Origin of the sequence: Candidatus Clostridium eludens (genome assembly GCF_045310515.1) — a bacterium.
GTDB classification, from domain to species: Bacteria; Bacillota; Clostridia; order Clostridiales; family Clostridiaceae; genus Clostridium_B; species Clostridium_B eludens.
This window is the reverse complement of the sequence record NZ_JBJHZX010000005.1, coordinates 56,968-76,214: the sequence shown is the minus strand read 5'-3', so window position 1 is coordinate 76,214 and position 19,247 is coordinate 56,968. Positions and strand designations below refer to the sequence as shown.

The window sequence follows — 19,247 nt, the reverse complement described above, 5'->3', positions numbered from 1 at the left end:
AAAAATACTCCTAAGTTCTTTATTTAGCTATATTTTTCCTTTGGTTTCTCTGTTTATTATGAAATTTTTAGCGTTTATTTCTAACTGGTCATCTAAGGGGGTTAATTTTATGTCCCCATATTTTTTTGTAAGGGCTAAAGTTATAAACCTATCTGCCAACTCGGGATTTTTAGAGAGTAGAGAACCGTGAAAGTAGGTGCAAAAGCAATTTTTATATATACAGCCTTCATAGCCGTCCTCTCCGTTATTTCCATAACCTACAATTACTTTTCCAAGAGGTTCTAGATCTCCAATGTAAGTTCTTCCTGAGTGATTTTCAAAACCTACATAAGTTTCTTTAAATCGTTCATTGTATATTACGGTGTTTCCTATAAATCTTTTATTGCCACCTTCAGTATAGATATCTAACACATGAAGACCTGGTAGTTTTTCACCTTTAGGAGTAGAATAATACTTTCCTAAAAGTTGGTATCCACCGCAGATAGATAAAAATACATTTTCATTTTCAATATAGTTTACGATACCTTCTCTCTTATTTTTTACTAAATCTTCTGATACTATGGACTGTTCATAATCCTGTCCACCTCCAAAGAAAGCTATATCATATTTAAACTCATCAAAGGGATCACCTAGGGATATGTTACATACATTTACATTTATACCTCTTTGTTGAGCTCTATATTTTAAAATAAGTATATTTCCTAAATCTCCATATACATTTAATAAATCAGGATATAAGTGACATATATTCAGTTCCATTTTATATAACTCCTTATTTAAATATTTTTACCAAAACTTTTTAATATATCCTTTAAAATTAAGAAATTTTCTGAAGTTTATCATAGCAGTGTAAGTAGCTAGCACATATACAGTATTCAATTTGCAGTTTTTTATTTCTTCGGTGAGAGATTCATAGGTTTTGGAAATTATAAAGTTTTCTTCCGGCAAGCCGGCAATTTTTAATCTTACGGCTATGTCGTAAACTCTTATACCTGAAATCATTATTTTATCTATGTTTAAAGTGGATAATTTTTCAAAGCTAACATCCCATATCCAGGAAACGTCTCTTCCATCTGCATAGTTATCATTTAGAAGTACTGCAAGGTTGAAAGTTCTATTATCAAGGCTTAAAGTGTTTATAGCCTGATCGTAGCCTGCAGGATTTTTTACTAAAATTATCTTAACCTGTTTGTCACCTATTTTTATATTTTCATGTCTCCCAAAACTACTTTTTTGTTTTTTTAGGGAGTTATATATATTTGATGTAGGTATATCACATACCATTGCCACAGAATATGCACAAAGGGCATTATACATGTTATATGTACCAGGTTGGTTTATATAATATTCTTTTCCATTTATTATTACAAGAGAGCCTTCTGGAGTTTGTTCTTTTATTTCATCTAAAGTGTAATCTAATTCAGGACGTTTATATCCGCAATTGTCGCAGTAGTAGTCACCTAGATGATTATATGTAAGAAAATTATACATATAAGGACTCTTACATTTCTTACAGAATTTTGCATCGGAATTAAGTGATACCTTTTTATTTTCTGTAAGAGGGCAGTTAAATCCATAATATATAGTTCTGTTTGGTAAGTTTAAATCTCCAAGCAGAGATTCATCACCGTTTAAAACCAAGTTCGAAAGAGGAACTTTTTCAATACCTTGTATGATTTTATTTAAAGTAGAATAGACTTCGCCATATCTGTCTAGCTGATCTCTAAATAGATTGGTAATAGTTATAATTTCTGGTGTTACATAATTTGTGAACAAAGGTATATTTGCTTCATCACACTCTATAACTGCATATTTTGTCTTACAGCATTTTTTAAATGAATAGTTTTCTACAAAACAAGATACTATCCCTGTAAGCATATTAGCTCCTGTATTATTTGTAATTACACACTTCTTGCTATCTTTTAATATGTTATATATCATACTTGTAGTTGTAGTTTTACCATTTGTACCTGTTATAAGTATAATCTTATAGTTATTACATATAGTTTTCAAAATATTTTTATCTAATTTTAATGCAACCCTTCCTGGGAAATTACTTCCACCCTTAAATAAAATTTTTGATAACTTTATTACAATTTTACAAATGATAATGCTAAAAAAAGAATTTATGTTAATTTTGCACACCACCTTTAATATATGGTTTCTAAAGTTATTAAGAATTATGAAGAATTTTTCTTATACATACACATTATTGATATATCAATATATCAATATGTAAGCCTCAGAGCAACTCTTAAATATTATAATACAATATAAGAATTTTTACATCAAAAAAGTAAAAATTCTCTATTAATTCTTGTACTTTAATATAAATTTAAATCTAATAAAATTTAAGGTTTTTGTTTTAGGTACCATTCAAGAATACGTGTATAAACATTCTTAATATATGCATAAATATAATAAAAGCTTGGATGATAAGGAAACTTTATGAAAATTAATTTCTATAAAATATATTTGTTAGAAATTAATTGGTTAAAATTTATATAATTAATGTTGAAGGATCTAAAGATTTAAATTGCACAAATAATATATCACATATGGAAAAAGTATAGCTTATATAATATATAATACAAATATATAATTATATTAGTGCAGGAATACTAGGAAAAATGTTGCATAATGGAAATAAAATAATCTTTTGTGTTGCATTTTTCTATAAATGGTGTAATATATATATTATAAAATGTTAGGGGGAAGTAATATGAATATTGACTTATCATATTTAAATATTAAAGAATACAAAAATGTGTATAAAAATTTATCACCTGCAAAGTTAATAGAATTAGCTATTAAAAGAGAAGAGGGATTTTTATCTAATAAAGGAGCTTTAATAATCAATACTGGCAAATATACAGGCAGATCCCCTAAGGATAGATTTATAGTTAATCAGGAAAGCATAAGGGATAAAATAAACTGGGGAAGTGTAAATTTATCTATAGAGGAAGAAATCTTTGATAAAATGTATAATAAAACTTTAGACTACCTAAAAGGTAAGGATATTTTTATATTTGATGGATTCGTAGGAGCTTTAAAAGAATATACTCTTCCTATAAGGGTTATATGCGAAAAGGCATGTGAGGCTTTATTTGCCAATCAGCTGTTTAGAAGGCCAACCCAAGAAGATTTACAGTCTTTTATTCCAGGATTTAATGTAATAGCAGTACCTGATCTTAAGTCTAGCGGAAAAGCAGATGGCTTAAATTCCGAAGCTTTTATATTAATAAATTTTGATAAGAAAATTATATTAATAGGCGGAACCCAATATTTAGGAGAAATAAAAAAATCTTTATTCTCAGTAATGAATTTTTTGCTGCCTGAAAAGGGAGTTTTGCCAATGCACTGTTCTGCCAATATAGGACAAGATGGAAGAACATCTTTGTTTTTTGGACTTTCAGGCACAGGAAAAACCACATTGTCAGCAGATCCTGAGAGAAAATTAATTGGGGATGACGAACATGGATGGTGTGATAAAGGTGTATTTAATTTTGAAGGCGGATGCTATGCAAAAACTATAAGACTTGACAAAGAGAAGGAACATGAAATATATAATGCTATAAAATTTGGTACTGTACTTGAAAATGTAGTAACTGATGAATATGGAGTACCTGATTATAATGACGGCAGATATACAGAAAATACAAGAGGAGCATATCCTATTGAATATATAGAAAATATACAACAAAATGGAGTTGGAGGTAATCCAGACACCATAATATTTTTAACTGCAGATGCCTTTGGAGTAATGCCTCCTATATCCAAGCTTTCAAAAGAGGCAGCTATGTACCATTTTATGTCTGGTTACACTAGTAAGGTGTCTGGTACAGAAAGAGGTATAGTTGATCCGGAGGCAACTTTTTCATCTTGTTTTGGAGAACCATTTATGTTAATGAACCCTGCTGTTTATGCCAAGTTACTAGGTGAAAAAATAGACAAACATAATACAGAAGTCTATTTAGTAAACACAGGATGGTTAAGTGGCGGATATGGAAAAGGAGACAGAATAAATCTTCCGTATACAAGAGCTATGATTAGAGAAGCTTTAGGTGGAAAATTTCAAGATATTGAATTTGTAGAGCATCCTATATTTAAAGTAATGATGCCTAAAGAGTGTCCAGGGGTTCCAAAAGAAATACTAAATCCTAGAAATACTTGGGAAGATAAAGAGGCTTATGATGCTACAGCAAAAAAATTAGCGGTGAAATTTAATGAGAATTTTAAGAAGTTTGGTAATGTTTCAGAAGATATAGTTAAAGCAGGACCTGAAATTAGACGCTTTACTTGTATATAAAATTTACTAAAAACCGTTTTCTTCATTATTGTAGAAAACGGTTTTTATTTTGTCCCAATGCGGTAATTGGCCAATACTGCCATATTCTTTAAAGTGAGAGATAAGCAAACTCCACCTGAACCTAAGAATCACTTAATGTAACAATTTATTAATAATAATAGTTGTTGTAAAGAAAGTTACAATGATAGTATAATAATAGTTGTTGTAAAAATTAAAAACATAGAGAGTGAGTGGAAATAATGGAACTAATCTTTATTATTAAGGCTGCTGTTATTGGTATAGTAGAGGGAATAACAGAATTTCTTCCCATATCTTCTACAGGACATATGATAATAGTGGGCAGTTTGATAAACTTTAAAGCACCAACCTATGATAAAGTCTATATAAACATGTTTGAAATTGTAATTCAGCTAGGGGCTATACTGGCTGTAGTGGTTCTTTATTGGGATAAGATATTTAATTCACTTAAAAATCTTATGCCTGGTAAATGGGGATTTAAACTTTGGACTACTATTCTAGTTGCATTTTTACCTTCTGCTATTGTGGGAGTATTGTTCAATGACATTATTGAAAAAAAGTTATTTAACTCAATTACAGTATCCTCTGCCTTAATATTTGGGGGTATCCTCATGATATATATGGAGAATAAGTATAGAAGAGGAAATAGTACTAAAAGTATTGAAAATGTTAGCATTTTGCAGGCGTTTAAAATAGGATGCTTTCAATGTCTTTCTTTGTGGCCTGGAATGTCCAGATCTGCCTCTACAATAATGGGAGGATGGATAAGTGGACTTACAAATGTAGCCGCAGCAGAATTTTCTTTTTTTCTTGCCATACCAACTATGGTAGCTGCATCAGGATGGTCACTTATAAAAGTAAAAATAGATATGAGTATTTTACAGGTTATTGCTCTAGCAATTGGGTTTGTGATTTCATTTTTAGTAGCCCTAGTAGTTGTAGAAAAATTTATGAATTTCTTAAAAAGAAAGCCTATGAGAATTTTTGCTATATATAGAATATTTGTGGGTATAATAGTACTTGTATTGGCCCTTACAAAAGTTATAAGTGCTTAAGGTAATTGTTTTTCTATAGCTTTCAGTTGATAAAGAAAGGGTGTAATATTTATGGATCCTATAGCTTTTTCTATTAATGGTTTTGGAATCAGATGGTATGGCATAATGATAGGTCTCGGAGTTTTGGCAGCTCTTTTTTTAGCTAATTTCAATTGTAAATATAAAGGATATGACTTTGATAGCTTAATAGATGTATTTTTAATATCTTTTCCATTGGCAATTATAGGAGCTAGGGCCTATTATGTTATCTTTCAGTTTCAAGATTATAAGGATAATCTTATGGATATATTTAATATAAGGCAAGGAGGACTTGCTATTCATGGGGGTCTTATATTTGGATTTATGGCTGCTTATATAGTGTCCAGATATAAAAAAATGGATTTCCTAAAATTGTGGGATTGTTTTGCACCTTCTATAATTTTGGGTCAGGCAATAGGCAGGTGGGGAAATTTTTTTAATGGTGAAGCTCATGGAGGTATTGTAACTCATGAATTTATAAGTAGATTTCCTTTATTTATACAAAAAGGAATGTACATAAATGGTAATTACTATAATCCTACATTTTTATATGAATCCCTCTGGGATTTAGTGATATGTGTTATCTTGGTTTATATTTTTAGAAGAAAACATAGAAAGGGTTCTGTAATAGCTGCTTATGTTGGGCTTTATTCACTGGGGAGACTCTTTATAGAAGGTTTAAGAACGGACAGCTTAATGCTTGGATATGTTAGAGTGGCCCAATTAGTTAGTCTTATAGGAATTATATGTAGTGCGGGTTTTTTTATATATTCAAAAATTAAGACTAGGAGAAGTGCTTAACATTTTTAAAGGGCATATTTAAATAAATTAAATATGCCCTTTATACTTATTCTGATAATTTTAAATCTAGTGTTTTGGTGGAGCCGTCTCTGTAAACCACAATGGAAACTGTATCTCCTGATTTGTGGGTAGCTTTTATCTGATTTATTTCACTTATAGACTTAACAGATTTGCCATCAAACTTTTGTATAACATCTCCTACCTTTAATCCAGCTTTCTCAGCAGGACTAAATTCTTCGATTTCAACTACATAAACACCTTGTGGCTCATTATATTGCTTAGACAAACTGGCATCTATATCTCTTCCGGCAATTCCAATTTTCAATACAGGTTTCAAAAGACCATTTAATCTAGATTTTACAGTATTTATTGGAATTGCAAACCCTATGCCTTCGACTCCATTTCCACCTATTTTAGCAGAATTTATACCTATTACCTGTCCTAATGAGTTTACAAGAGCTCCCCCACTGTTTCCGGGATTTATAGCAGCATCTGTCTGTAGGAAGGTTTGAGTAGTACTTCCTGTGCTGATCTGCCTTTTTGTAGCACTTATAATGCCGCTTGTTACGGAACCTAAAAGTTCTTTGCCTAGAGGGTTTCCAATAGCTACTACGGAGTCACCTACTTGAATATTATCCGAGTTTCCAAGTTCCGCCACTGCAGGCATGGTAGCAGCACTGGTTGTTTTTATTACAGCTAAATCCTGATCTGCATCGTAATTTACAACCTTGGCAGGCACTTCTTTGTTATTATTTAGTATTATAGTTATGCTGTCAGCACTTTGTACTACATGGTAATTGGTAAGTATATATCCGTCAGAACTTATTATTATTCCTGAGCCCATTCCGTCATCTTCACTACTTTGACCATCTGAGAAACCAAATACATTAGACTGAGAAACAGTTTTAATAGATACTCCTACTACTGCAGGACTTACCTTTTTGGCTATTTCAGCTATAGTAAGTCCGGTGGAACTTGTAGTAGATATAGTAGAAGCTTTGGTCTGTGGGGTTTGTGAAGTTGAAGATATATTTGAACTAATGCTATTATAAAGTGGTGTGTTCTTAAAAAAAGTTGTACTTGGTACTACATATAAAAATGCTGCTACAGATACACTTCCGCCTATTAAACTTGATATTAGACCTACAGCTACATAGGATAAAATTCTTTTGAATCTAGAATATGTTTTAGATCTATTTTTAAAATCATATTTTACAAGTGCTTTTGAAGTATTTTCGTTATTTTCATTGTTATTAAAGTTATCCATATAAAAACCTCCATTAAATTAATATAATCATTTTATTATTATAATGATAGATTGATTTTGTTACAGTTCTATGACAGAACTGTTAATGAGTTATGACAATTTTGTTGAATATATGTTACAATTGCTTAAAATTTGAATATAAGTTAAGAATTAAGATTAAAAGAAGATAAATAAGTCATACATATTATACCATATAGAATTTATTTTACAAAAAAAGAGAAAAGTATTACACTTAAATATATGAAGGAGGTGTTTTTTATTTGGAACGTTCTATTAAATTAAGGAGTGAAAAAGTAAGTAAATTACTGCTTGAGTTTTCCATACCAGCTATAGTTGGCATGCTGGTAAATTCATTATATATTGTAGTAGATAGAATGTTTATAGGAAGAGTTGTAGGGGCTATGGCCATATCTGGAGTAAGTGTGACATTCCCTATAGCAATTATAATCATGGCATTTGGTATGCTGGTGGGTATAGGAGCTGCTGCCAGAATATCTATAAAACTTGGGCAAAATAATAAGCAAGAGGCAGAACATATACTAGGCAATGCATTAATACTTCTTATTATAGTATCCATTATAGTAACTGTATTAGGTCTTATATTGGTAAACCCTATGCTCATAGGCTTTGGGGCAAGTAATAATACCATAAATTATGCCCGGGAATTTATTACTATAATACTTTGTGGAGCCGTATTTCAAATAATAGGATTTGGACTTAATAATGTAATAAGATCAGAAGGAAATCCTAAAAAAGCCATGAGTACAATGCTTATAGGAGGAATACTAAATATAGTATTGGATTTTCTATTTATATATATATTTCATTTTGGAATAAAAGGAGCTGCTTTTGCTACTGTTATCGCCCAATGCGTAAATATGATATGGGTGTTATACTATTTTTTGAAGGGAAATAGTATGCTTAAGATAAGAAAAAAGAATTTGATATTGAAGTGGGAAACGGTTATAAGTATATTTTCCATAGGTATGTCTCCTTTTGCCATGCAGCTTGCAGCCAGTGTTGTAAATGTGGTATTGAACAAGAGCCTGGGGATATATGGAGGTGACTTGGCCATAGGTGCCATGGGGATAATAAATGGAATAGCTACTGTAATCCTTATGCCTATATTTGGAATTAATCAAGGAACCCAGCCGGTAATTGGATTCAATTATGGAGCGGAATTATATTCCCGTGTGAAAAAGTCACTAAAGTTGGCTATTATAGCAGCTACTGTAATATCTACTGCAGGAGCATTATGTACTCATATTTTCCCCAATATCTTAGTAGGATTCTTTAATAAATCAGATGCTAGCTTAACTAATATAACAGTTAATGGAATAAAAATATACATGTTGTTATTTCCTATGGTGGGATTTCAGGTAGTAAGCGCTAATTTTTTTCAAGCTATAGCAAAGGCCAAAATTTCCATGTTCTTGGCACTCTCAAGGCAGGTAATACTTCTTATTCCAATGATTCTTCTATTACCCCATGTTTTTGGGCTTAACGGTGTATGGATGGCAGCACCTGTATCTGATGGGGTATCTTCCATACTGACAGGCATATTTTTAGTAATTCAAATTAAAAAGTTAAACTCTAGAGATAAAATGAATATATCTGAGGACAAAATGTCCTTAGGAGAAATATAAATACCTTTAAATTTTCGAAGAGAGGAGAAATATGATTTTATGGCAAAGTGGTATGACTCTGCTATACTTGGCGAAGTTTATGAAAAATCAATGAATAAGTCAGAAAGAAAGGAAAGGGGAAGTTTTTATACCCCTTATTTTATAGTAGAATATATAGTGGAAAATACCCTGTCAAATTTGGATATTAAATTAAATCCTTTTGTTAAGATATTGGATCCTTCCTGCGGCAGCGGCTATTTTTTATTGAAAGTATATGACATTCTAATGGAGAAATTCAATGAGAATTTGGAAAGTATACGATATAATCTTAAAGATGAAAGTTATATTGTTGAAACCCAAAATGGATTAAAAAATATATGTGGGTTAGAATACTGGCAGTATTCTAACCTAAGTTATCATGTACTTAAAGAATGTATATACGGAGCAGATTTAGACAGCGAAGCTGTAGAACTTGCCAAAATAAACTTATGCAGAAGAAGTGGAATCAATCTTGAGCTTAAAAATAATATTATATGTTGTAACAGTCTGATAAGGTGGGAGAAAAAATATAAGGAACATGGATTTGGACATATAAGTAAATTTTGGGAGGAAAAATATGATTATGTATTAGGAAATCCTCCATGGGTATCTCTAAGCAGAAAGCACAAAAAAAATATAGAAGATAATTTAAAGGAGTATTATAGTAAAAGTTATGGGGGAAATACATATTTGCCTAATTTGTATGAATACTTCATTAAAAGATCTATGGAAATTTTAAAAACTGGTGGAAGATTTGGATTTATAATTCCAGATAGGCTGGCCAGCAATCTTCAATATGGGGATTTCAGAAAGCATTTACTTGAAAACTATAATATATTAAAGCTTGTGTTTGAAATAGAATTCCCAGAAATAAATACAGATGCTATGATTATGGTAGCTGAAAATAAATATGATAAGTATAATAAAATAAAGGTAGATGTATATAAGAAAAGTATATATAGCATAAAACAACAGGAATATATGCAAAATCCCAATTATGAATTTTCTTATTATTATAATAGTAGGAATTTACACATAAAAAATTCTATGAGAAAAAACAGTGAACTGCTTGGTGATGTATGTAAGACCTTTACTGGGTTTATAGGATATAAGAGGAAAATAACTTCTAGTAGAGAAAATCAGGAACAGGTTGAAATATTAAAAGGTGAAAATATAAAAAAATTTCAGATATTAAATAATTATTACTATAATTTTACTGCTTGTAATATAAAAGGCGGAACTAGTGATATAAAAAAGCTTACAAGTAAAAATAAAATAGTTATAAGAAAAACGGGCAAATATTTAATGGCAGCTTTAGATACTAAAGGGTATATAATAGAACAATCTTTGTATGGTATATTATGCGTAAATGATAATTTTCCTCCTTATTATATTCTAGGGCTATTAAATTCAAAACTCATTCAGTGGTACTATTTAAATTTTTTAATAACTAATGCCAATTCTACCCCACAAATTAAAAAATGCAGTTTAGATCAAATACCTATAAGTAATTGCAGTGTGGAATATAAAATGAATATAGAAAAATTAGTTCGTAAAATAATGTATGAAAAGCTTAATGCCAATATACTTGAAAAAAAATTAGATAAAATAGTATTTGATTTATATAATATTAATTGTGATTATAGAAATATTATATCGAAAGATGTAGAAAATATGATAAACTTAAAAAAAAGAGATGAGGGGGGGCATAATTTATGATTGTTCTATTTGGTATTGTAATGATAATTTTAACTTTCTATCTTCTGTTATCTATAATAGGGATTATAGTTCTGCCTATTGTAGGTACAGTTATGCTTATAGGTTTTTTCATAGCACTAGTTGGCATAGCTTTTAAGGTAATGTTTTCTATCCCGTTTTTAATAGTAATTATAATATTGTATATTTTATATACTAAGAGAAAATAGACAAGCAGTAGGTTTGATTTATATTAGCTAATAGTTGATAATTATTAAGGTTTTTTAAACATATATATTGACTTATTTTATATATAATGATAAGATAATTACGTAAATTTACTAAATTTTTCAATAAATCATTCGTATAATCTTGATAATATGGTTCAAGAGTATCTACCAAGGCACCAAAAATCCTTGACTATGAGTGAATCACGGGAAATTAATATTTTTTATTATTTTCTAATTTGGATTGCCCGTAATTCATATTAGAAATTTTTTATTTTTGGAGGTATTAATATGAATGTTGAAAAAACCAAGCTGGACTCATTTTTTAAGTTAACGGAAAATAATACCAGTGTAAAGACAGAAATTATAGCGGGAATTACTACATTTATAACCATGGCGTACATAATCTTCGTAAATCCTAGTATACTTATGCAGGCGGGGATGAATTCTCAGGGACTTATGGGCGATGCGGCTGTGAAAGCTGGATTATCTGTAGCCAATGATCCTTTAGTAGCTTCTGTATTTGCAGCTACTTGTATAGCCGCTGCAGTGGGAACTCTGGTTATGGCTCTTTATGCAAATCTTCCTTTTGCGCAGGCTCCAGGAATGGGGTTAAATGCATTTTTTACTTACAGTGTTTGTTTAGGCATGGGATATACATGGCATCAAGCGCTGGGAGCAGTTTTTATTTCAGGAGTAATTTTTATAATAATTACCGTAACTTCCATAAGAGAAAAAATTGTTGATGCAATTCCACGCAATCTGAAATTTGCCATATCAGGTGGTATTGGACTTTTTATAGCCTTAATAGGCCTTAAAAATTCAGGTATTATAATATCAGATCCTGCTACATTGGTGGCTTTTGGAAAATTGACTAGTCCCGGAGTACTTCTCTCCATTATAGGTATTTTAATTACAGCAATACTTATGGCAAGAAATGTTAAAGGGTCAATATTGATTGGAATAATTTTAACCGCAATAATTGGCATACCTTTTGGTATAACCAAACTTGCGGGAATAAAACTAATAAGTGCTCCACCTTCACTGGCACCTACATTTTTAGCTTTTGATTTTAAGGGCCTGTTTAGTATGAAAGCAGGGGTAATAGGGGCAATTACCAGTGTACTTACAGTAATTATTACATTTACTTTAGTTGATTTATTTGATACCATAGGAACTTTGGTTGGAACAGCGGAAAAAGCAGGTATGGTTGATGAAAGCGGAAAGTTTAAAAATATGAATAAAGCTCTTTTATCAGACTCATTAGCAACTACGGTGGGTTCAGTGCTTGGAACTAGTACTGTTGTTACATATGTAGAATCTACATCTGGGGTGTCCACAGGTGGAAGAACTGGACTTACTTCTGCTACTGTTGGAGTATTATTTATACTTGCATTGTTTTTCTCAGGGGTAGTGGGAATAGTTCCAACACAGGCTACAGCTCCAGCACTTATAATTGTAGGAGTACTTATGATGGGAGCAGTTACTAAAATAAATTTCAATGATTTTTCAGAAGCGCTTCCAGCTTTCTTTGCTATAGCATTTATGCCTTTTAGCTATAGTATAGCAAATGGTATAGCAGCTGCAGTAATATTTTATCCAATAGTTAAGATTGCTACAGGAAAATATAAGGAAGTTCATCCAATAATATATATACTTGCAGTGCTATTTATATTCAGATTTGCTATGCTTGCATAAAAATAAATTTATATAAAAAGAAGAATTCAAACCGGATGAAAAGTAACAATTTTCATTCGGTTATTTTTGTATTATTTTCAAATGTTAATTGGATATTAATAGGTATTAATAAACTATTAAATGTAAGGTATAGTATTGAAATTTTGTTTCCAATAAACTATGATGTTAGAAATAGTAATTTAGGATGGTTTCTATTATGAAAAAAAGTTTTAAGTTTATATTATGCCTTTTTATCCTGGTATTTACGACTGTTTTAATAACAGAAATTCAAATAATTATCTTTGGACAAAATGCACAGCCAAAAAAATCAGATTGTATAATTGTTTTAGGATGTAAAGTCTATGGTAGTACGCCAAGTCCTTTTTTAATTTGGAGATTAGATAACGGTGTTAATCTTTATCATAGAGGCTATGGAAAGTACATTATTGTCTCTGGAGGAAGAGGAGAGGGAGAGAATATATCAGAGGCTGAGGCAATGAAAAACTATTTGGTATCTAAAGGAGTGAACTCCTCAAAAGTAATAATGGAAGATAAATCTGCATCTACTATTGCAAATTTGGTAAATTCCAAGAAAATAATGAATGCTAGAGGATTTAAAACCGCAGTAATAGTATCCAATAAATATCATTTAAAAAGAGCATCATTAATGGCTGAAAGTCAGCACATAGATGGAAGTTACTCCGGGGTATTTGTATCCTTATATAAACAGAGAGAAATTAGCGGATATATTAGGGAAATACCTGCTGTGTGGAAGTACTACTTTTATAAAATTTTCGGCTTGTATTAAAGTAAATGTAAAAAAATAAAAATATACCTCATAGTTAACCATGAGGTATCAATTTCAAACTCTTCTAATCTACAAAACTATTCCAATAATTTGAATAATCAAGGACTGTTGAATTCGCACTTACATCTTTTATATTATAGTAATCAGCTAGTCCCTTTATAAAGTCTTTTGCTGGTATTCCAGACTTGGATATCAAATCTGCTACCTGTTTCTTTAAATCTTCAGGTATTTCGGAAAGACAGTAAGTAGTATTCATTTTAATAAATCCTCCTCTATAATATAAGTCTTCAGTAAAGCATATAATATAATTTTAAGTATTATGTATAACTTATATTTCTCCTTAAGTATATCATTTTATATGCTAGAATTCAATAAAGAGTAGGCTATTGTAAAAATGTTCTAAAAGAATCTACAATGTATTCTGCTGTTAATTTGTGACCTATTGCCGTGGGATGTATTCCATCTATAAATAGGGAGTGACTATCTGATGTCTTCAATTTTTCCAAAAAACAATTATAAATGTCTATGTAATGAAGATTATTTTTATAACAAAAATCTAATATCCAATTTCTATAATCCTCTAAGAGTTTATTTACTTTATCATAATTTACGGTGCCATCCCATTTTCTTTCAGCCAGGGTTTTATCTATGGCAGGTTCTATACCTATTATTGGAGTTATTTTTGCATTTAAAGCTTCTTTCATTATTTCAGTTAGACCGCCTGTTACTAGGTTCAAACTTCTGTTGCTCATAAAGTCATTAGAGCCCCCCAGAATAATCACATGACTTGGGTGGTTTTCAACTATATCTCTATAAGAACGGGATAATATACCTGACATGGTATCTCCATTTACTCCCTTGTTTAAAACTTCAATTTTCAACATATTTTTTATGAGAGATACCCAGCAATCATCTTTAAAAACACCATATCCAGAAGTCAAACTGTCTCCTATGCATACTAGTTTCATTACAAATATTTTCCTCCTTTAATAAAATCTTTTTGTTATTACAATAATGTTCGTTATGGTATGAACATTGTCACTATAAAATCTACTACAATTTTAAAATATACGAATATTGGATTGTAAATTGATACTAATATATTGAACTATATAATTTCATATGTTAATATAATTATATCACAAACAAATAGAGTATCCATATAATCCTAATAATGTGGTTTAGGAGTTTCTACAGGAAGCCGTAAATTTCCGGTCTATGGGTGAATTTATTTAAAGCTTGATGTTTTTTGTTGAGTTTTAAATTGGTTTGTCAATTTTAAGGTTTCATATAGATTCAAGATTATGGATTTATGAAATTTTTTTTTATATTTATGAAATATTATGAGTTAAGGTATCTAAAAATCAATAATAGTTAGGGGGTACCTAAAGCTTATAAAACTTTAAGGAGGATGCAGATGAAAGTAGCAATTATATTTGGCAGTAGTTCTGATACAGAAAAAATGAAAGGTGCTGCTAAAGCTTTAAAAGAATTTAATATTAATTATGAAGCATTTATTTTGTCAGCACATAGAGTGCCTGAAAAGCTTCTAGAGACTATAAAGAAATTAGAGGCTGAGGGCTGCGAATGTATTATTGCCGGTGCCGGTCTTGCAGCCCATCTTCCAGGGGTTATTGCATCAAGCACTACTATTCCCGTTATAGGAGTCCCTCTAAATGCAGCCGTTTCCGGGCTTGATTCTCTTTTTTCAATAGTTCAGATGCCAAAATCCATACCTGTAGCTACCGTTGGAATAAATAATAGTTATAATGGCGGCATGCTGGCAGTACAGATTTTAGCACTTAAATATCCTGAGATTAAAGAGAAATTAATTGAATATAGAAAAAATATGAAGGAAAAATTTATTAGTGAAAATGGAGAAGGAGTGGAATTATAAAGATGGAAAAGGGAAAAATGATCTATCAGGGAAAAGCAAAGAAAGTATATGAAACAGATGACAAAGATAAGGTAATAATTTATTATAAAGATGATGCTACAGCTTTTAATGGGGAAAAGAAAGCACAGATCTCTGATAAGGGTGTACTTAATAATACTATTACTTCAATGTTGTTTGAATTATTGGAAAAAAATCGTATAGAAACTCATTTTGAAAAGAAACTAAGTGATAGAGAACAGCTTTGTAAAAAGGTAAATATAATTCCACTGGAAGTAATAGTTAGAAATGTAGCTGCAGGCAGTATGGCAAAAAGACTGGGATTAAAGGAAGGCTCACCTCTTAAAGCTACTGTATTTGAATTAAGTTATAAAGATGATGCACTTGGAGATCCGCTTATAAATGATTATCATGCAATTGGTATGGGAATTGCTACCGAAGATGAACTTAAAACTATATACAGCATGACAGCTTCTATAAATGATGTGCTTAAAGAATTTTTTCTAAAGCAGGGTATAAAATTAATAGACTTCAAATTAGAATTTGGAAAATTTAAGGATAAGATAATATTGGCGGATGAAATATCTCCAGACACTTGCAGATTATGGGATGTAAACACCAATGAAAAGTTAGATAAGGATAGATTCAGACGTGACATGGGAAATGTAAAAGAGGCCTATGAAGAAATATTAAAGAGAATAAGCAATAGTTAGTTTCGTTTAATTATTTATGGTAAAAGGAGAGAAATTTTAATGGATGCTTTAAATGAGAAATTTGATGGGTGTTCTTGCATTGACTTAGAAGAAGATAAATTTAAAGATGAGTGCGGAGTATTTGGAATATTTTCTAAAAGTGATATGGATGTAGCATCTGTAACTTATTATGGATTATATGCCCTTCAGCATAGAGGACAGGAAAGTGCAGGAATTGTAGTTTCAGATGGGGATAAATTAAAACATCACAAGGAAATGGGATTGGTTTCTGATGTATTTCACAGGGAATTACTTCAGGGATTAAAAGGTAAAAGTGCAATAGGACACGTTAGATATTCTACTGCAGGGTCCAGTACTTTAAACAATGCCCAGCCTCTTATAGCACAGTATAAATTGGGATCTATTGCCATAGCCCACAATGGAAATTTGGTAAATGCAGATATTATAAGAGATCTTTTAGAAGAAGCGGGATATATTTTTCAAACATCTATAGACACAGAAATTATTTTAAGTCTTATTGCAAGAGGAGCCAGGAAAGATATAGGAAATGCAGTAGTAGATGCGGTACAGGCGGTTAAAGGTTCCTATGCCATTGTAATTTTAACAGAAAATGAACTTATAGGTGTAAGAGATCCAAATGGAATAAGACCACTTTGTATGGGAGAGTTAAATGGAGAATATATACTCTGTTCTGAAAGTTGTGCCCTGGATTCTATAGGTGCCAACTTTATAAGAGATGTGGAACCTGGAGAAATTGTCATAATAAATGAAGAGGGAATTAAATCCATAAATTTTGCTGAAAAAACCAAATGTGAAACCTGTTCTTTTGAATATATATATTTTGCAAGACCAGATAGTACTATAGATGGAATAAATGTATATACGTCAAGGCTAAAGGCTGGAAGAATACTTTATAAGGAAAATCCAGTAGAGGCAGATGTGGTAATTGGAGTTCCAGACTCTGGTATAGCAGCTGCCATAGGATACTCAGAAGCATCTGGAATACCTTATGGTATAGGCTTCATAAAGAATAAATATGTAGGGAGAACTTTTATTTCACCTTCTAAAGAACTTAGATCTAAAGCAGTGGCCGTAAAACTCAACCCTCTTAAAGTAAATGTAGAAGGTAAAAGAGTGGTAATTGTGGATGATTCAATAGTTAGAGGTACTACCAGCAGAAAGCTTGTGGAAATACTTAGAAGGGCTGGGGCTACAGAAGTGCACTTTAGAGTTTCTTCTCCTGTAGTTAAATATCCTTGTTATTTTGGCATTGACACTCCTTACAGGAATGAACTTATAGGTTCCAATGCTGAACTAGAAGAAATAAGAGAAGAAATAGGAGCAGATAGCTTAGGATATATAAGCATAGATGGAACTTTAGAAGCTCTGGAGTATGGTGACGATGAAAAGAAGGGGTATTGCTTAGGATGTTTTAGTGGAATATATCCTATATCTGCTCCTATGGAAAAAAATAAAAATTATTTAGAGTAAAGGAAGGTATACTATGGTAACATATAAAGATTCTGGTGTGAACATTGAGGAAGGGTATAAGTCTGTAAAACTTATGAAAGAATATTCAGCACAGACTTTTATTCCCGGAGTTTTAAATGGACTTGGAAGTTTTGCAGGTATGTTTGAGCTGGGCAAGTACAAAAATCCGGTACTTGTATCTGGAACAGATGGAGTTGGAACAAAGCTTAAAATAGCTTTTGAAATGAAAATATATGATACTGTAGGAATAGATTGCGTTGCTATGTGTGTTAATGACATTTTATGCCATGGTGCAAAACCACTGTTTTTTCTTGACTATTTAGCTTGTTCAAATTTAGAAGCAGAAGTGGCAGCGGAGCTGGTTAAAGGAATATCAAAAGGATGTATAAATGCAGGCTGTGCATTAATTGGAGGAGAAACAGCTGAAATGCCGGGATTTTATTCTAAAGGAGAATATGATATGGCAGGATTTGCTGTAGGAGTTGTTGAAAAAGAAAATATAATAAATGGCAGCACAGTGGAAGAAGGAGATGCATTAGTAGGAATAGCATCAAGTGGAATACACAGTAACGGATATTCCCTTGTTAGAAAACTCATAGACAACTTGAAAGTTAATTTTTTGGATAAAACTTTGGGGGATGTGCTTTTAACGCCTACAAAAATATACGTAAAGCCAGTGTTAAAGCTTATGGAAAAATTTGAAATCAAGGCTATGGCACATATAACAGGAGGGGGCTTTTATGAGAATATACCTAGAATGTTTAAAGAAGGTTTTACAGCAGTTATAGATAAAAATAGTTTTCAAATACCTGAAATATTTAAATATATAATGGACTTAGGCGTAGATGAAGAACATATGTATAATACTTACAATATGGGAATAGGTTTTGTACTCTGTGTAGATAATAAAGATGCTCAAAGTATAGTTAAAGACTTAAGTGAAATGGGAGAAAAGGCCTATGTTATTGGACATGTGAAAAGAAGGGAAAAAAGGGTATGTTTAAAATAGCAGTTTTAGCCTCCGGGGGGGGAACTGATTTTCAGTCCATAATAGATGCTGTCCACAGTGGATATTTAAAAGATTGTACTATAGAGGTTTTAATAAGTGATCGTCCCGGAGTATATGCTCTGGAAAGAGCTAAAAAAAATAATATTGAATGTCATGTATTGGACAGAAAAATTTATAAATCTAATATTTCTGATGAAATACTAAAACTTTTACATAATAGAGTTCAACTAGTAGTGTGTGCAGGCTGGCTTTCTATACTGCAGGGTGATTTAATTTCACACTTTGAAGATAAAATAATAAATATACATCCTTCACTTATACCTGCATTTTGTGGAGATGGTATGTATGGCATAAAAGTCCATGAAAGGGTACTGGAGCATGGAGTTAAAATATCAGGATGTACTGTACACTTTGTAGATAAAGGTACAGACAGCGGACCTATAATATTTCAAAAGGCAGTACCCGTTTATTTTGAAGATACTCCAGAGGAACTTCAAAAAAGAATATTAAAGGAGGAGCATGAAGCCCTTCCTGAAGTAATCAAACTAATTTCTGAAAATAAGGTAATAGTAGAAGGAAAAAAAGTAAAAATTTTATAAAA

General features: G+C 31.3%; 18 protein-coding genes and 2 riboswitches. Of the genes, 13 read left to right on the top strand and 5 right to left on the bottom strand.

Annotated elements, in window-relative coordinates; translation table 11 throughout:
- Nucleotides 1-27: 27 nt before the first annotated feature.
- Entirely contained in the window at nucleotides 28-759 is a 732-nt protein-coding gene (locus ACJDU8_RS04745; protein WP_406791007.1) for a type 1 glutamine amidotransferase, read from the bottom strand.
- Between the two features lie 27 nt (nucleotides 760-786).
- Nucleotides 787-2,145 (bottom strand): MurT ligase domain-containing protein, encoded by a 1,359-nt coding sequence (locus tag ACJDU8_RS04740; protein ID WP_406791006.1) that lies wholly within the window; start codon nucleotides 2,143-2,145, stop codon nucleotides 787-789.
- A 577-nt stretch (nucleotides 2,146-2,722) separates the two neighbouring features.
- On the opposite strand from ACJDU8_RS04740, the gene pckA reads away from it, so the two are divergent.
- The 3 genes from pckA (at nucleotide 2,723) to lgt (ending at nucleotide 6,201) form a co-directional block, all read left to right on the top strand.
- Complete coding sequence (gene pckA, locus ACJDU8_RS04735) at nucleotides 2,723-4,309, top strand: phosphoenolpyruvate carboxykinase (ATP) (protein ID WP_406791005.1); 1,587 nt, start codon at nucleotides 2,723-2,725, stop codon at nucleotides 4,307-4,309.
- Nucleotides 4,310-4,548: 239 nt separating this feature from the next.
- Complete coding sequence (locus ACJDU8_RS04730) at nucleotides 4,549-5,382, top strand: undecaprenyl-diphosphate phosphatase (protein ID WP_406791004.1); 834 nt, start codon at nucleotides 4,549-4,551, stop codon at nucleotides 5,380-5,382.
- A gap of 51 nt (nucleotides 5,383-5,433) precedes the next feature.
- Entirely contained in the window at nucleotides 5,434-6,201 is a 768-nt protein-coding gene (gene lgt, locus ACJDU8_RS04725) for a prolipoprotein diacylglyceryl transferase (RefSeq protein ID WP_406791003.1), read from the top strand.
- Between the two features lie 46 nt (nucleotides 6,202-6,247).
- Here the strand turns inward: lgt and ACJDU8_RS04720 are convergent, their stop codons facing one another.
- Complete coding sequence (locus ACJDU8_RS04720) at nucleotides 6,248-7,468, bottom strand: S1C family serine protease (RefSeq protein WP_406791002.1); 1,221 nt, start codon at nucleotides 7,466-7,468, stop codon at nucleotides 6,248-6,250.
- A 260-nt stretch (nucleotides 7,469-7,728) separates the two neighbouring features.
- Here ACJDU8_RS04720 and ACJDU8_RS04715 point away from each other — a divergent pair, with 260 nt between their 5' ends.
- The 5 genes from ACJDU8_RS04715 (at nucleotide 7,729) to ACJDU8_RS04695 (ending at nucleotide 13,539) form a co-directional block, all read left to right on the top strand.
- Nucleotides 7,729-9,114, top strand: coding sequence for an MATE family efflux transporter (locus tag ACJDU8_RS04715; protein ID WP_406791001.1), 1,386 nt, complete (start codon nucleotides 7,729-7,731; stop codon nucleotides 9,112-9,114).
- A 39-nt stretch (nucleotides 9,115-9,153) separates the two neighbouring features.
- Nucleotides 9,154-10,851, top strand: coding sequence for a TaqI-like C-terminal specificity domain-containing protein (locus ACJDU8_RS04710; RefSeq protein ID WP_406791000.1), 1,698 nt, complete (start codon nucleotides 9,154-9,156; stop codon nucleotides 10,849-10,851).
- Nucleotides 10,848-11,057: a hypothetical protein gene (locus tag ACJDU8_RS04705; protein WP_406790999.1), complete on the top strand. Its 210-nt coding sequence runs from the start codon at nucleotides 10,848-10,850 to the stop codon at nucleotides 11,055-11,057. Before ACJDU8_RS04710 ends, ACJDU8_RS04705 begins: the two co-directional genes overlap by 4 nt.
- A gap of 112 nt (nucleotides 11,058-11,169) precedes the next feature.
- Nucleotides 11,170-11,270, top strand: a riboswitch (purine riboswitch).
- A 75-nt stretch (nucleotides 11,271-11,345) separates the two neighbouring features.
- Nucleotides 11,346-12,752: an NCS2 family permease gene (locus ACJDU8_RS04700; protein WP_406790998.1), complete on the top strand. Its 1,407-nt coding sequence runs from the start codon at nucleotides 11,346-11,348 to the stop codon at nucleotides 12,750-12,752.
- A gap of 196 nt (nucleotides 12,753-12,948) precedes the next feature.
- On the top strand, nucleotides 12,949-13,539 hold the full coding sequence (locus tag ACJDU8_RS04695) for a YdcF family protein (protein WP_406790997.1): 591 nt from the start codon (nucleotides 12,949-12,951) through the stop codon (nucleotides 13,537-13,539).
- Between the two features lie 64 nt (nucleotides 13,540-13,603).
- On the opposite strand, the gene ACJDU8_RS04690 is transcribed toward ACJDU8_RS04695, so the two are convergent.
- Complete coding sequence (locus ACJDU8_RS04690; protein ID WP_406790996.1) at nucleotides 13,604-13,795, bottom strand: hydrolase; 192 nt, start codon at nucleotides 13,793-13,795, stop codon at nucleotides 13,604-13,606.
- A gap of 127 nt (nucleotides 13,796-13,922) precedes the next feature.
- A complete protein-coding gene (locus ACJDU8_RS04685; RefSeq protein WP_406790995.1) occupies nucleotides 13,923-14,507 on the bottom strand; it encodes a GDSL-type esterase/lipase family protein in 585 nt (194 codons plus the stop codon).
- Between the two features lie 170 nt (nucleotides 14,508-14,677).
- Nucleotides 14,678-14,778, top strand: a riboswitch (purine riboswitch).
- 178 nt (nucleotides 14,779-14,956) lie between these two features.
- Between ACJDU8_RS04685 and purE the strand changes: the two genes are divergently transcribed.
- From purE to purN, 5 genes are read left to right on the top strand one after another with little or no spacing between them, the layout of a single operon-like run.
- Nucleotides 14,957-15,436, top strand: coding sequence for a 5-(carboxyamino)imidazole ribonucleotide mutase (gene purE, locus ACJDU8_RS04680; protein WP_406790994.1), 480 nt, complete (start codon nucleotides 14,957-14,959; stop codon nucleotides 15,434-15,436).
- Between the two features lie 2 nt (nucleotides 15,437-15,438).
- Nucleotides 15,439-16,146: a phosphoribosylaminoimidazolesuccinocarboxamide synthase gene (purC, locus tag ACJDU8_RS04675; protein WP_406790993.1), complete on the top strand. Its 708-nt coding sequence runs from the start codon at nucleotides 15,439-15,441 to the stop codon at nucleotides 16,144-16,146.
- 39 nt (nucleotides 16,147-16,185) lie between these two features.
- Nucleotides 16,186-17,637, top strand: a complete 1,452-nt coding sequence (gene purF, locus ACJDU8_RS04670; protein ID WP_406790992.1) for an amidophosphoribosyltransferase — start codon at nucleotides 16,186-16,188, stop codon at nucleotides 17,635-17,637.
- Between the two features lie 13 nt (nucleotides 17,638-17,650).
- On the top strand, nucleotides 17,651-18,646 hold the full coding sequence (gene purM, locus ACJDU8_RS04665) for a phosphoribosylformylglycinamidine cyclo-ligase (protein WP_406790991.1): 996 nt from the start codon (nucleotides 17,651-17,653) through the stop codon (nucleotides 18,644-18,646).
- On the top strand, nucleotides 18,634-19,245 hold the full coding sequence (purN, locus tag ACJDU8_RS04660; protein WP_406790990.1) for a phosphoribosylglycinamide formyltransferase: 612 nt from the start codon (nucleotides 18,634-18,636) through the stop codon (nucleotides 19,243-19,245). The genes purM and purN overlap by 13 nt, the downstream gene beginning before the upstream one ends.
- Nucleotides 19,246-19,247 lie beyond the last annotated feature (2 nt).